The organism is Clostridium aromativorans (genome assembly GCF_020908015.1).
Lineage (GTDB): Bacteria > Bacillota > Clostridia > Clostridiales > Clostridiaceae > Clostridium_B > Clostridium_B aromativorans.
Genome location: NZ_JAJJPB010000015.1, coordinates 1 through 12,680, shown reverse-complemented (window position 1 = coordinate 12,680; position 12,680 = coordinate 1). Strand labels below are relative to the sequence as shown.

Genomic DNA, 12,680 nt, shown 5'->3' with positions numbered 1-12,680 from the left:
GAGCATTCAGAATAAAATATTATGAAAAGTAATAGCATGAGGAGATTTTAAAGTGCTTTATTTTAATTACCCTGATGACTCCAATTATACATTTAATATTGACGAAAATTGTTTAAAATTCTATAGAAATGATACAGATACCGATTCTGTAAAATTAAGCGAGCAAAAATTATCACCTATTAATTTTAGCATAAATTATCCAGTAATATCAAATGAAAAAGAAATAGAATCCCTTACAAAAATCAATAATCTTATTGCAGATGAAGTAAGCAAACTCTTTAGGAGTCAAGTTCTGCTTCCTGAAATTGTCGACTTTCATGATATACTTGGAAACTATGAAGTAACGCTAAATCAAAAAAATATTCTCAGTATACTTTTTAATATGGGTACTTATATAAACCATGCTGCCCACGGATATACAAAATACTCTTCTATAACAGCTAACACTGAAACAGGACAGGTATATGAGTTTAGTGATCTATTTAATCCTAAAGTATATTATACTAAAGTTTTAAACGATCTGGCAATGCAGTATATTAAAGAAAATAATATTGATTTAATAAGTGAATATAAAGGCATAACAGAAGATCAACAGTATTATCTAACTCCTGAAAATCTTGTATTGTATTATCAAATTTACGAATACACACCTTATGTATACGGGCTTTTCAAAATAGAAATCCCATACAATAAAATAACCAATATTATAAGCCCCACAGGTCCCATAGCTAGGCTTACTAGATCGACTGATCCTTAGGTTCAGGTGGAGTTTACATGTAAAAAGAGGGATAGCCATAATGTCACATATAAGAAAAATATCCGGCAGAGAATTGAGAAAGATGCTTGAAAGCAAATTTCCTCCACTTCTAATTGACGTTAGAACCCATAGGGAATTCCACAAAGGACATATAGACAGTAGCAAAAATATCCCCATTGAGAATTTTAAAGATACCATAAAAAAAATAAAACCAGATTTGAATTCTTCCATTGTAGTGTATTGCAAATGTGGTATAAAATCTGCAAAAGCCTCTCATATACTAAAAAAAATGGGATTCAAAAAAATTTACAATTTAGGTGGAATTGAAAACTGGCATCATAGACTTAAACGTTGATTTCATTAAAAAGGGAAATTAAGTTGTATGTCAATAAGAGCAGCTTAATTTCCCTAAAATTTCTTAACTGTATTAAATTCTTTAAAATACTATTCTACTATCATCAAATCTTTCGGATAATGATTTAATACTTCACAGCCATCTTCATTGGCAATTACCAAATCCTCTATTCTCACTCCCACTTCTCCCGGTATATAGATACCAGGCTCAATGGAAAAAATCTGTCCCGGCTGAACCACGTCGGTATTAGCTGAAGAAACATCCCCGAAATCATGATCCTCTATTCCTATAGAATGTCCTAATCTATGGGTGAAATATTTTCCGTAGCCTTTTTCTGTTATATAATCTCTAGCTGCAGCATCTATATCGCAAAACCTGACTCCTGCTTTAGCTTTTTCTATTCCCCTCTTATTTGCCTCTAAAACTATATTGTAAACTTCTCTACTGTGTTCTGGTGCATATTTATAGAAAACAGTTCTAGTCATATCTGAACAATAGGAATCTTTTTTACAGCCAATATCAATGACTACACTGTCTCCTTCTTTTACAGTTGAATCATCCATTACATGGTGTGGATCTGCTGCATTTGCGCCATAGCCTACAATTGGATCAAAGGAATGACCTTCTGCTCCCAGCTCTTCCCATATATCAGAAAGTATTTTCCCCATTTTCTTTTCAGAATACTTTTTTGGAATAAGCTTAATCATCCTGTCTATAGCAATATCATTTAACTTGGAAGAATTTCTCATCAATTCCTTTTCTTTTTCATCTTTACACATTCTCACCCTGTCAATAATTTCTGAAGCATTTACAAACGCACTTCCAGCTTTCAATTCCATTAATTTGATCAAAAAATGTGAAGCCCAATTTTTATCGATACCCATAGGTTTATCTTTTTCAACATATTTTGAAAGAATTTCTACAGGCTTCTGAACATCATTATAGTATATAATATCTACTCCTAAATCTTCACTTATAGGAAACAATTCATTTACAAATAATCTGTTGTTTCCCTTTAAGTTTACATAGAGTACCAACATCCTCTCGCCAGGCAAAATCCACTTTCCTGTAAGGTAGAATATAGCAGATGGATCTGAAATTATCATCTGAGGTAATTTTTCTTCCTCCATGAGCTTTAAAACTTTTTTAAGTCTTTCTTGTATCATTGTAAATCCACTCCTAGGTTAAATTATTATTTTTAATTTTCTATATTCAATAGAAGATTAAATTTCAACTTTCACTATTAAACTAACCCTGTTTAAATCCAGTCCTTTTTACAAAGTTATTCCAGATGGCAATTCCGCTAAATATTACAATCAGCGCCCCACCTATCATTTCAACTTCATATATTACATTTTCCTTCAGGCTCGGCATAACCGGTGTCGCCGATAGGACAATACCCAATGATACCACTACTAGAACTACATATGCTATATTGACTGCCATGCTGTTTTTCTTAGAGATTTCATAAGGTCTTTCTTCATTAGGTCTTGTCTTTCTGAGTCTAATATATGAAGTAAGCAGCAGTACATAGGGAAATAACGCAGTAAGCGCAGTCATGGTGACAAGTACGTTATATATAGTATCGACTGAAGGCAGCAGAGATGTAGCAAGCAATATCACTGTCACTATGACTGCCTGCAAATAAACTGCCTTTGTGGGTATGTTGTGTTCATTGACTTCAGTAAATGATTTGGAAAATATCCCCTTATTGACGCTTCCGAAAAGCATCTTTATTGGCGAAGCAATATAGAGTATTATAGCTCCAAGAATTGAAAGGGATATTCCAAGTGCAACGAGCTTTATGAACCAGCTTCCAATTCCAAGATTGGCTGCAACCTGTGAAAGTGCTACAAGTACACCCTGGGAAGCAGTTATCTTATCCGTAGGAAGAATAAGGGTTATTGCAATTGAACCCAGAACATAAAGACCTGCCACAAAAGCCGCAGCAATCAGTATAGCTTTGGGGAAATTTTTCTTTGGATTATCCATTTCCGTCACAAAATTAGCTGTAGTTTCAGCGCCAGCAAGAGCAAACATCACAGAAGAAATAGCAGCAAATGAATTCACGTCCATTTTGGGCATCATTGTCTGAACTGTGTAAACAGATGCAGGTTTATGTCCAAATATGAGAACAGATATGAATGCCATGGCAATCAACAGTATTGTAGGAACAGTTGACCCCAGTGCTCCAATATTCGTAAATATCTTTCCAAAAGCCATACCCTTTGTACTTATTACTGATAAGATCCAGAAAATAACCAGGGATGCTGCCATTACAAATATTTTATTTTCTGCCAGAGCAGGTTGTCCTATTGCATAGGATACGTTTACCATTAAAAATGTTAAAAAAGAAGTATACCAGAATATCTTTGCCGTCCAATTCAACCAGGATACCATAAAACCCTGCTTGTCTCCATAGGCTTCCTTTACCCATTCGTTGCTGCAAGTTCGGCACAGATAAGGGCAATTGGTACAAAGAAAATAAAAGTAAAAATCACCCATACCGGGATTGCACCTAAGCCCAGCCCGAAACTAGATGCCGTAGATTTGGCAATCCACCTTATTCCAAAAAGTGCCGACACATTCATAAAAACTAAATCCCATAATCCGATTTTGTTTTTCATTTTTTGTCCTCCTTTAGTACAGTAAATAATAATTTAATAATCTGAAAATTACAATACAATATTACCATACTTTTTTCGATATGTACATATATTTTTTAATTATATAGTAATTTTTTTATATATACTGTAATAAACTAAATTATACTACTTTAAAACTTCTGATACTACGGATGCTTATTATTTGAAAATAATTTTCTATTATGATATTATAATTGAAGTAAAATAATGTGATTATTTAAGATTATAAAATTTCTAAATACACTACAATGGAGGAAAACAATGATTGGTGAAATAGCTAAAAAAATTCGTAATTTAAGAAAGAAAAATAATTTTACTTTAAAAGATCTAAGTCAAAAAACTGGTCTTTCAGTGAGTTTTTTGTCCCAAATAGAAAACGGTTCTTCCTCTCTTGCAATTACTTCTCTAAAAAAAATTGCAGATGCCCTTAATGTCAATATAAGTTACTTTTTTAAAGCTCCTGAAACTCATAATTTTCTAGTTAAAATAAATGAACAAAAATTATTTAAAATGGAAGGTTCCAATTCAGAATTTATAAGAATAAGCGGTAACTTTTCCTCAAGAAGCCTTGAATCCATGCTGGTAATAATACCTCCCGAGCAGCCCCATGGAAGCAGATTCAATCATCCGGGTGAAGAATTTGTATATGTACTGGAGGGCGGCCTTATCGTAACTTTAGATGGTAAAGAATATTTCGTAGAAGCAGGTAATTGTATACAGTATCCTTCAACTATAATACATTCATGGAGAAATCCTATGAAGCAGGCCACAAAACTGATTTGCGTAATAACTCCATTAATTTTCTAAAATATCAGTTCTTTATTTTAAGTATAAAAAAGCACTCACCAATAAAAGTAAGTGCTTTTTATAACTGTGAATCATCTTTACGACTTTTTTCATTTCTCCCTTTTACTAATCCCCGTATAAATATTGTTGTAATCACTATTCCTAAAACTATAATTAATCCCTTCATTACAAATATCCTCCTCATTAATAAAATTATAACATATTTTTTTTAAAAGGGGATCTTTATTCAATTCACAATACACAATTGATAGCAAATAGAAATTAAAGTTTACGCATATATTGACATCCATATGTAAAAGATGTACAATAGAATAATATGAGGAGGTGATAAAATGGAAAATAAGAAATCTATACTGATAACACCTGATGTTATGGAAGAATGTCTATGTGAATCTCTGGATATAATTGAAAAAAATACTCAGTCACATAAGAAAAATAAAAAGCATTTAAAGTAAAGAATTATAATTTTCAATTCTCATCAGTCACTATGTGATATCCGTGATATTGTTACTTTCCCATCAGTAATTCTCTTTTAAAAGCTCCCAATAAGAATAGCCTATAAATTTTCCACTGTTTTTCCTATATTTCATAGGAAATAAAGAGTGGTATTTTATAGGATCTTACATAAGACTTCATTTTCCCCTATACATATTCTACTTATATAAATTATTCTATTCGTATAATTATTTTTCGCCATAAATTCAAGAAATCTTGATTTAATTAAACTGCTATTACAGTTTCAACTCCATAAATCTTGCATCTTTAAACGGATTATAGGTATAAGCTGGAATATCATAAAACCCTGAGGATAAATACAGGTGCTGTGCACTTTTCATAGTTACAAGTGTATCGAGTCTTATGTATTTATAATTCATATCTTTAGCTTTTTCAATTGCTATATCTATAAGTTTTCTTCCTATACCCATCCCTCTGTAATTATCACGAACATAAAATCTTTTCATTTCGCAAATATCCCCCAATATTTTTCTAAGAGCTACACATCCTGCGCTTTTCCCATCTACCGAGGCCAGTATAATTATGCCATCTGGTGAACTATATTTTCCAGGTAACGTATTCACTTCTGTCTGAAATCCCTGAAAATCAAGATCTATGTTCAAGGAACCTGCATAATCTAAAAACAATTTTTTTACTTCTTCTAAATCCAATTTGTCTTCTGCCATTTTAAATTTAATTTCATGATTTTTCTCTTTAAAAATATTCATGTTGGTAGCCCCTTTAATTCTATAAAAATTCATGAAGCCAACTTTATAATTTCACCAGTTAGGGGAATGAAATTAAAAAAGTCAGCCTCGTTCTAATATAATATAAGATAAATACCCTGTAGTTAACAAAACTTATATAAGATATTATAGCACATAATATGCTGATATGTTTAAATTGATCATAAATAATTTTGGAGATTTAGAGCAATTAATGAAATTAAAAATGCTAAATATTCATAACATTTTCTTTTGTAATGTCAATTAATTCAGCATCAGTATGGATTTCTATAAAATCTATAATATTTTCCATTATATAATCAGTATGTGATGAATTTCCGCATATTCCCACAATGCCTATAACTATTATCTGGTGTATATCCCTGTCGTCTATTTCCGATACCGATACATTAAACTTATTTTTTAACTTTTGGACTATGCTTCTTACGATCATTCTCTTTTCCTTCAGTGAATGTACCCAGGATGCTCTTAATTTAACTCTCATAAATAAAATTTTCAATATTTATCACCATCTTTTTTTAATGTTGTATTATAAATTATAATACAACATCTATCATCTGCAAAAATATATATAACATTAAATTTAATCAATTTTTAATGTCAACGATATATAATACAATTATATTATATATATGGAGGAGATTTTTTATGCCCTTATTGGAATTTAGAAATGTATCATACATGAGCAATGGCAAGTACATATTAAAAAATTTATCTTTAAAAATCAATCAAAAGGATTTTATATCTGTAGTTGGTCCATCAGGCAGCGGCAAAAGCACCTTCTTTAGGCTGTGCTCTCAACTTACAAGCCCCACTGATGGAAATATATTTTATAAGGACATACCCTACACTGAATATAACCCCATAGAATGGAGGAGACAGATATCTTACTGCTTTCAAACTCCCTCTCTTTTCGGGAACACTGTCATGGATAATTTAAATTTTCCATTTTTCATACGAAATAAAAAAGTGGATTTATCGACAATAAAGAAACTTCTGAATGATTTTAAAATGAGTTGCGAGTATTTACCAAGAACTATAGATAATCTTTCAGGTGGAGAAAAGCAGAGAATTGCACTAATAAGAACTTTAATCTTTAATCCTGAAATTCTTCTCCTAGATGAGATAACATCTGCACTTGATGAAAAAAACACTCTAATCGTGGAAAACGTAATCAGATCTTTAAATAACAGCGGAACCACTATTTTATGGATAACACACAATTCAGAACAGAGTAAAAAATATGCAAATAAGATTTTATCAATTGAAAGTGGAAAATTTAAATCTTTGGAGGTTATAAAATGACTGGAGCTGCAGATATAAGTATTTATTCTATTTTATTTTCCCTACTGCTCGTGCTGATCTCTCTTATTTTTTCATATTCACAAAAATTGAATCTCGAAAAGGATATAATTATAAGTGTGGCAAGGGCTGTAATACAATTGATTATTGTAGGATACTTGTTGAATTATATATTTGGATTAAAAAATGCATTTTTCACTACATTTTTACTGATATTTATGATTATAAATGCTGCATACAATGCATCCAAAAGAGGAAGCAAAATTAAAAATGTTTTCTTTATATCTTTTATATCAATAATTCTTGGAACATCAATCACCCTGGCAATTCTTGTGTTTTTGAGAATTATAAGATATGAACCTTATCAGGTAATACCCATCGGCGGGATGATCATCAGCAACTCAATGATAAGCCTGGGATTGAGTTTTAAACAGATGAAATTAAACTTCAAAGATAAAAGGGCTGAAGTTGAAGCAAAATTATCACTAGGAGCAGACATCTACCAATCATCCATAAATATAATAAAAGACTCCATTAAAGTTGGAATGATGCCTACTATCGATTCAGCCAAGACTCTGGGAATAGTGGCACTACCCGGTATGATGACCGGGCTTATTCTGGCAGGTACTTCACCTATAAATGCCGTCAAATATCAGATAATAGTCACCTTTATGCTGCTTTCCGCCACTTCCATATCTTCTTTTACAGCCTGTTATTTAAGCTATAAGAAATTTTTTAATGACAGGAAGCAATTAATCCAGGAAAAATAGTAATAGATTTTTCTTGGATTAACACTTTACAGCTTATAGTTTAATTTCTTTATTTTCAATTCTTTTAGCTAAATCTTTAATTTTTTCTTCAATGGTCTTAGCTGTTTTAATAAATTCCTCGTCGCTTTTCCCTGTAGGATCTTCAAGTCCCCAGTCCTCTTCATATTTGGATGGTAAGAATGGGCATGCAACATTACAGCCCATTTTTACCACTATATCAATTTGGGGTAAATCATCAATCAGCTTTACATGTTGAATTTGATTTATATCGACATTGTATAATTTTTTAATTGTTCTAACTGCATCTTTATTTATTCCGGATTTAATCTCTGTTCCAGCTGAATATGAATCAAATACCTCACTTCCATATAATCTTCCTATTGCCTCAGCTATCTGTGATCTGCATGAATTATGGACACATATAAAAGCAACTTTTGGTTTCATCTTTTTCCTCCTATATTAAATTTTTATATTATGAGTTATATTCTGATCTTTTAAACACTATTAAATCACTATCTAGTTTAGATGGTTTTCCCAATGTTTTATAAGAATTTTGTAAAGTTCCCACTAACTCCCATCCGTCTTTTCCATAGTTATTTAACAATTCTTCTATACTTAAATTTTCTTGTGAACTTAAAAAATGGTCAACCGTAAATACTTTATATTTCCATTCCATATTAACAATACCCCCTTAAAAAATTTCTATCTATTTAATGCAAAATACTTTTTTCCCCAGTGCAATGCTACATTTACAAGCCCTATCATTACAGGAACTTCAATCAATGGCCCTATTACTGCTGTAAAAGCTTCCTTAGATTCTATACCAAATACAGCAACTGCCACAGCTATAGCAAGTTCAAAATTATTACTTGCAGCTGTAAATGAAAGTGTAGCTGTCTTTTTATAGTCTATACCCGATTTGTAACTTATAAAAAATGAAACTGAAAACATAACTGCAAAGTAGATTACAAGTGGTATGGCAATTCTAATTACATCCAAAGGCAATTCTATAATATACTTTCCTTTAAAAGTAAACATTACAACAATAGTAAATAATAATGCTATCAGAGCCAGTGGACTTATTTTAGGAATAAATTTTTTTGTATACCATTCTGTACCCATTTTAGGTTCCAACAGCAATCTGGTTAGCATCCCAAGTGCAAAAGGAATACCAAGGTAAACTACAACGGAAGAAGCTATTTTCCCCATTGAAATATCTACACTATAACCGGTAAGTCCAAACCAGGTCGGAACTACAGTTATAAATATATAGGCATATATTGAATAAAATATAACCTGGAATATGGAGTTGAACGCTACAAGTGCAGCTGCATATTCCGTATCTCCATCTGCAAGGCTGTTCCATATGATGACCATTGCAATACACCTGGCAAGTCCAATAAGTATAAGGCCTGTCATATATGCAGGATAAGCATGTAAGAATATCACTGCAAGTGCAAACATCAATATAGGTCCTATTACCCAGTTTTGAATAAGTGATAGGGATAATACCTTGGGATTTCTAAATACCTTGCCAAGTTCTTTATAGTTCACTTTGGCAAGTGGAGGGTACATCATTACAATAAGTCCTATAGCTATAGGTATGGATGTAGTTCCAACAGACAAACTGGATAGTCCTCTTGATATACCTGGCACTCCCCACCCAAGCATAACTCCTATAAACATAGCAAGAAATATCCAAAGCGTTAAATAACGATCAAGCAATGACAACCTGGATGATTTACTTTTCATATACATTCCTCCTGTTTTCCAGGGGGTCTGACCCCTTACCATTTTTTAGTAGGGGGTCAGACCCCTATTTATAGATCAAATAATTTTTCATCTTTAATTTCTTCTGCTTTCCATTTTATCAATGCGAAATTCCCATCGGAAATTTCGTTGACTTTGTTTATCCATGGTATTTCACTGCTTGCTTTAGCCTTGAGTACACTATTTGTAGTATCAGCTGCATACATGCTGGAATTTACAATCCACCACTTACTTGCAATTCCCGCACGTTCTAGATCCGCTTCAAGACGTATGGATTCGTAGACCGGAGTATCCTCGGCCAAAGTTACAATAATGACTTCTGTATCATTGGCATTTTTGAGTTCAGGTAAAAGATCCTTGACAGATTGAGGTATATCGCCCTCCGAACGCATAATTTCTCTATTATAGCTTTCCGTAGAGTCCAGTAATAACAGAGTATGACCTGTAGGTGCTGTATCTATTACTACGACCTCATCTTTAGACTTTTCCACTATTTCTGCAAAAGCCCTGAATACAGCTATTTCCTGTGTACATGGGGATCTTAAATCCTCTTCAATATACGCCATGTCGCTTTCATTCATAGTTTTTCTGGCATTATTTAATACTTCTGTTTTATATTTTTCAAGTTCTTCTTTTTCATCAATATGACTTAATGTAATGCCATAATTTTTGTCTAGGACAAATTTTAAATGTGCTGCTGGATCAGTAGTAGTTAAATGAACCTTTTTACCCTTTTTAGAAAGTCCCAGGGCAATGGCAGCTGCAACTGTTGTTTTACCTACTCCACCTTTTCCCATAGTAAATATTACTTTTTTGTCATTATTGTATAGATCATCAACTATATCTTTCAGCTTATTTATCTTATTTATTTTATTTACATTCAGTTCTGTAACCTTATATTCACTATTATCTTTCTTTAAAAATGCTCTTATATTTTTAATTCCCGTTACATTATATGGCCTAAGTGGTATTTCATAAGTTTCAATAGATTTTATACTTTCAGGCATATCATTTAAGGCATTTTCCTGCTTTAAATAAATTGCATTTGAAATATTATCATCGTGGACTTCAAGTACGCCATTTATAATCAATATCTGATTATCTATACCTATGTCTCTTAATTCCCTAGATGCTCTTTCTGCTTCTTTAAGAGGTGTAATTTCGGGTCTTGATACAAGAACAAGAGTAGTTTTTGCTTTATCTGATAGAGTTTCAACTGCATTTTTATATAATGATTTTTTATCTTCAAGCCCGGATAACTGCCCTAAACATGAAGCTCCATGAGTGCTTTCTCCTATAAAATTGCTCCAGGCCGAAGGAAGTTGAAGCATCCTCAGTGTATGCCCCGTAGGAGCTGTATCAAAAATTATATGATCAAATTTTTCTTCAATTTTTTCATCAGTAATGAAAGTTGAAAATTCATTGAAAGCAGCTATTTCCACAGTACAAGAACCTGAAAGCTGTTCTTCCATATTTTTAACAGCTGCTTCTGGAAGCTTATCTTTATATGGAGCTATTACACTTTCTCTATATTCTGCAGCCGCCTTTTCAGGATCGAGGTTTGCTACTATCAAATTTGGTACCTCTTTAATTTCAACTCCCTTATTATCGAGATCCATGCCAAACACATCCTGCAAATTGGAAGCCGGATCTGTACTGATAAGCATGATTTTCTTTCCCTGATCTGCAAGGGCAACAGCAGTGGCGCAAGCAGCAGAAGTCTTGCCTACGCCGCCTTTACCTGTAAAAAACAAATATTTAGTTAAATGTATACTGTCAGGATTAAACTTTTTAAACATCAACAGCACCCTCCTCCACAATCACAACCTTTGGATTTTATCTTAAGTCCGGTTTTTAAATAATCTTCTGATATACCCAGTAATTCGCAAAATTCCTTATTTGTTGGATATGCTTTTGTCTTTACTATTGCACCCTCTACCATAGTTACTGGAAGTATTTCTGTACCTTCTTTATTCAATATCTCATTAATTGTTTTATTGTCTACAAATATCTGAGGATTGCTGGTCAAATTATACCTTTCAACCAATATACCTTTTTTTTGAAGCGTATTAATAACAGTAGAAACTCTTAGCAACTCCGGATCTATGGAAGGTCCACATACTCCTGTAGAACAACACATTGCCGGATCAAAAATTATCATTTTTTTCATATAAATCTCTCCTTATAATATAAATTTATTCTTCATTGCCAGTTTCACATTCACTACCACCATGTCCTTTGCAGATACAATCCTCAGTGTCTGTTATAATATTCATCAAGAACAGCAATAGCTTATTTGCATTAGTATTATCCAAGGAATAGTGACTCCAGACTCCTTCTTTTCTACACTTAACAAGTTTACAGTCCATAAGCACTTTCATATGGTGTGATAGAGTTGGCTGTGTAAAATCAAAATGTTCCAGTAAATCACAGGCACATTTTTCACCGCAGGAAAGTATGTCAATAATTTTTAACCTGTTTTGATCTGACAATGCCCTGAATATTTTTGCGTTTGGTTCATAATCCAAATTCATAAAGTCACCTCCTTATATAGATAATTATCTATATATAATATAGACTATTATCTATATTATGTCAATATAATTATTATAATAAATAAAAGCAATAGACTATTATATATATAATAGTCTATGTTAGGATATTTTATTCGTTCTTAATTTATATAAATATCAAGTTAATTTTTACTATATGCATCTAATTTATTCCAACTGATTTACTTCTGTGTTCCATCAAAACCACATCATGCCATGCAGGTAATCCGATCTGAAATCCAGCTTTACCTGTATTGATACTCTCCAACTGTTTTTCTGTCATCTTTTCAATTTTACAATTCATTTTTAAGCCTCCACTAATTTACACTACACAATGCTTATTGTGAACTACCACCACTTATAGAAGTGGATGGCTTCTTAGTCAATATCCCTAACGGAACAAGTTTACCTAAGCTCTAAAGGTCGAACCAACCTCAGTGTATTACCAAAATTATATGGCTAATTTCAGCAGATTTTTACT

At 32.4% G+C, this 12,680-nt stretch carries 18 protein-coding genes; 6 read left to right on the top strand and 12 right to left on the bottom strand.

Going from position 1 to position 12,680, the window contains the following annotated elements; genetic code table 11:
• Nucleotides 1–52 precede the first annotated feature (52 nt).
• Both LN736_RS19130 and LN736_RS11785 read left to right on the top strand, forming a co-directional pair.
• A complete protein-coding gene (locus LN736_RS19130; RefSeq protein WP_179977456.1) occupies nt 53–757 on the top strand; it encodes a DUF3298 and DUF4163 domain-containing protein in 705 nt (234 codons plus the stop codon).
• 40 nt (nt 758–797) lie between these two features.
• Nucleotides 798–1,112 carry a rhodanese-like domain-containing protein gene (locus tag LN736_RS11785; protein WP_150358584.1) on the top strand — a complete coding sequence of 105 codons (315 nt, stop codon included), beginning with the start codon at nt 798–800 and terminating at the stop codon, nt 1,110–1,112.
• A gap of 89 nt (nt 1,113–1,201) precedes the next feature.
• On the opposite strand, the gene LN736_RS11780 is transcribed toward LN736_RS11785, so the two are convergent.
• The 3 genes from LN736_RS11780 to LN736_RS19220 all read right to left on the bottom strand — a co-directional run bounded on the left by LN736_RS11780 (nt 1,202) and on the right by LN736_RS19220 (nt 3,739).
• Nucleotides 1,202–2,278: a M24 family metallopeptidase gene (locus tag LN736_RS11780; RefSeq protein ID WP_150358583.1), complete on the bottom strand. Its 1,077-nt coding sequence runs from the start codon at nt 2,276–2,278 to the stop codon at nt 1,202–1,204.
• 82 nt (nt 2,279–2,360) lie between these two features.
• Entirely contained in the window at nt 2,361–3,512 is a 1,152-nt protein-coding gene (locus tag LN736_RS11775; protein ID WP_407647160.1) for an amino acid permease, read from the bottom strand.
• Nucleotides 3,513–3,541: 29 nt separating this feature from the next.
• Nucleotides 3,542–3,739 (bottom strand): hypothetical protein, encoded by a 198-nt coding sequence (locus tag LN736_RS19220; protein WP_407647158.1) that lies wholly within the window; start codon nt 3,737–3,739, stop codon nt 3,542–3,544.
• 279 nt (nt 3,740–4,018) lie between these two features.
• On the opposite strand from LN736_RS19220, the gene LN736_RS11770 reads away from it, so the two are divergent.
• Together LN736_RS11770 and LN736_RS18995 are read left to right on the top strand one after the other, a co-directional pair.
• Nucleotides 4,019–4,564: a helix-turn-helix domain-containing protein gene (locus LN736_RS11770; RefSeq protein ID WP_150356684.1), complete on the top strand. Its 546-nt coding sequence runs from the start codon at nt 4,019–4,021 to the stop codon at nt 4,562–4,564.
• Nucleotides 4,565–4,896: 332 nt separating this feature from the next.
• Nucleotides 4,897–5,019: a hypothetical protein gene (locus tag LN736_RS18995; RefSeq protein WP_268253864.1), complete on the top strand. Its 123-nt coding sequence runs from the start codon at nt 4,897–4,899 to the stop codon at nt 5,017–5,019.
• Between the two features lie 276 nt (nt 5,020–5,295).
• Here LN736_RS18995 and LN736_RS11765 read toward each other — a convergent pair whose 3' ends face one another.
• Together LN736_RS11765 and LN736_RS11760 are read right to left on the bottom strand one after the other, a co-directional pair.
• Complete coding sequence (locus LN736_RS11765; RefSeq protein WP_150356683.1) at nt 5,296–5,787, bottom strand: GNAT family N-acetyltransferase; 492 nt, start codon at nt 5,785–5,787, stop codon at nt 5,296–5,298.
• Between the two features lie 226 nt (nt 5,788–6,013).
• The gene (locus tag LN736_RS11760) at nt 6,014–6,304 is read right to left on the bottom strand and encodes a DUF503 domain-containing protein (RefSeq protein ID WP_150356682.1); all 291 of its coding nucleotides are present in this window, start codon (nt 6,302–6,304) and stop codon (nt 6,014–6,016) included.
• A 149-nt stretch (nt 6,305–6,453) separates the two neighbouring features.
• Here LN736_RS11760 and LN736_RS11755 point away from each other — a divergent pair, with 149 nt between their 5' ends.
• Together LN736_RS11755 and LN736_RS11750 are read left to right on the top strand one after the other, a co-directional pair.
• The gene (locus LN736_RS11755) at nt 6,454–7,110 is read left to right on the top strand and encodes an ABC transporter ATP-binding protein (RefSeq protein WP_229981583.1); all 657 of its coding nucleotides are present in this window, start codon (nt 6,454–6,456) and stop codon (nt 7,108–7,110) included.
• Nucleotides 7,107–7,877, top strand: coding sequence for an ABC transporter permease (locus tag LN736_RS11750; RefSeq protein ID WP_150356680.1), 771 nt, complete (start codon nt 7,107–7,109; stop codon nt 7,875–7,877). Before LN736_RS11755 ends, LN736_RS11750 begins: the two co-directional genes overlap by 4 nt.
• Before the next feature lie 33 nt (nt 7,878–7,910).
• On the opposite strand, the gene LN736_RS11745 is transcribed toward LN736_RS11750, so the two are convergent.
• From LN736_RS11745 to LN736_RS11715, 7 genes are all read right to left on the bottom strand, one after another.
• On the bottom strand, nt 7,911–8,321 hold the full coding sequence (locus tag LN736_RS11745) for an arsenate reductase/protein-tyrosine-phosphatase family protein (RefSeq protein WP_229981582.1): 411 nt from the start codon (nt 8,319–8,321) through the stop codon (nt 7,911–7,913).
• A 28-nt stretch (nt 8,322–8,349) separates the two neighbouring features.
• The gene (locus tag LN736_RS11740; RefSeq protein WP_229981581.1) at nt 8,350–8,553 is read right to left on the bottom strand and encodes a DUF4177 domain-containing protein; all 204 of its coding nucleotides are present in this window, start codon (nt 8,551–8,553) and stop codon (nt 8,350–8,352) included.
• A gap of 26 nt (nt 8,554–8,579) precedes the next feature.
• Nucleotides 8,580–9,629: an ACR3 family arsenite efflux transporter gene (gene arsB, locus LN736_RS11735; protein WP_229981580.1), complete on the bottom strand. Its 1,050-nt coding sequence runs from the start codon at nt 9,627–9,629 to the stop codon at nt 8,580–8,582.
• Between the two features lie 68 nt (nt 9,630–9,697).
• On the bottom strand, nt 9,698–11,446 hold the full coding sequence (gene arsA, locus LN736_RS11730) for an arsenical pump-driving ATPase (RefSeq protein ID WP_229981579.1): 1,749 nt from the start codon (nt 11,444–11,446) through the stop codon (nt 9,698–9,700).
• Nucleotides 11,446–11,817: an arsenite efflux transporter metallochaperone ArsD gene (arsD, locus tag LN736_RS11725; RefSeq protein WP_229981578.1), complete on the bottom strand. Its 372-nt coding sequence runs from the start codon at nt 11,815–11,817 to the stop codon at nt 11,446–11,448. The genes arsA and arsD overlap by 1 nt, the downstream gene beginning before the upstream one ends.
• Nucleotides 11,818–11,842: 25 nt before the next feature.
• Nucleotides 11,843–12,181, bottom strand: a complete 339-nt coding sequence (locus tag LN736_RS11720; RefSeq protein ID WP_326839084.1) for an ArsR/SmtB family transcription factor — start codon at nt 12,179–12,181, stop codon at nt 11,843–11,845.
• 181 nt (nt 12,182–12,362) lie between these two features.
• Nucleotides 12,363–12,503, bottom strand: coding sequence for a hypothetical protein (locus LN736_RS11715; protein ID WP_229981577.1), 141 nt, complete (start codon nt 12,501–12,503; stop codon nt 12,363–12,365).
• Nucleotides 12,504–12,680 lie beyond the last annotated feature (177 nt).

Bases quoted from the DNA above. Each gene is read 5' to 3' on its own strand.
- LN736_RS11785 (WP_150358584.1), top strand. From the start codon at position 798: ATGTCACATATAAGAAAAATATCCGGCAGAGAATTGAGAAAGATGCTT.
- LN736_RS11780 (WP_150358583.1), bottom strand. From the start codon at position 2,278: ATGATACAAGAAAGACTTAAAAAAGTTTTAAAGCTCATGGAGGAAGAA.
- LN736_RS11775 (WP_407647160.1), bottom strand. From the start codon at position 3,512: ATGGTATCCTGGTTGAATTGGACGGCAAAGATATTCTGGTATACTTCT.
- LN736_RS19220 (WP_407647158.1), bottom strand. From the start codon at position 3,739: ATGAAAAACAAAATCGGATTATGGGATTTAGTTTTTATGAATGTGTCG.
- LN736_RS11770 (WP_150356684.1), top strand. From the start codon at position 4,019: ATGATTGGTGAAATAGCTAAAAAAATTCGTAATTTAAGAAAGAAAAAT.
- LN736_RS18995 (WP_268253864.1), top strand. From the start codon at position 4,897: ATGGAAAATAAGAAATCTATACTGATAACACCTGATGTTATGGAAGAA.
- LN736_RS11765 (WP_150356683.1), bottom strand. From the start codon at position 5,787: ATGAATATTTTTAAAGAGAAAAATCATGAAATTAAATTTAAAATGGCA.
- LN736_RS11755 (WP_229981583.1), top strand. From the start codon at position 6,454: ATGCCCTTATTGGAATTTAGAAATGTATCATACATGAGCAATGGCAAG.
- LN736_RS11750 (WP_150356680.1), top strand. From the start codon at position 7,107: ATGACTGGAGCTGCAGATATAAGTATTTATTCTATTTTATTTTCCCTA.
- LN736_RS11745 (WP_229981582.1), bottom strand. From the start codon at position 8,321: ATGAAACCAAAAGTTGCTTTTATATGTGTCCATAATTCATGCAGATCA.
- LN736_RS11740 (WP_229981581.1), bottom strand. From the start codon at position 8,553: ATGGAATGGAAATATAAAGTATTTACGGTTGACCATTTTTTAAGTTCA.
- arsB (WP_229981580.1), bottom strand. From the start codon at position 9,629: ATGAAAAGTAAATCATCCAGGTTGTCATTGCTTGATCGTTATTTAACG.
- arsA (WP_229981579.1), bottom strand. From the start codon at position 11,446: ATGTTTAAAAAGTTTAATCCTGACAGTATACATTTAACTAAATATTTG.
- arsD (WP_229981578.1), bottom strand. From the start codon at position 11,817: ATGAAAAAAATGATAATTTTTGATCCGGCAATGTGTTGTTCTACAGGA.
- LN736_RS11720 (WP_326839084.1), bottom strand. From the start codon at position 12,181: ATGAATTTGGATTATGAACCAAACGCAAAAATATTCAGGGCATTGTCA.
- LN736_RS11715 (WP_229981577.1), bottom strand. From the start codon at position 12,503: ATGAATTGTAAAATTGAAAAGATGACAGAAAAACAGTTGGAGAGTATC.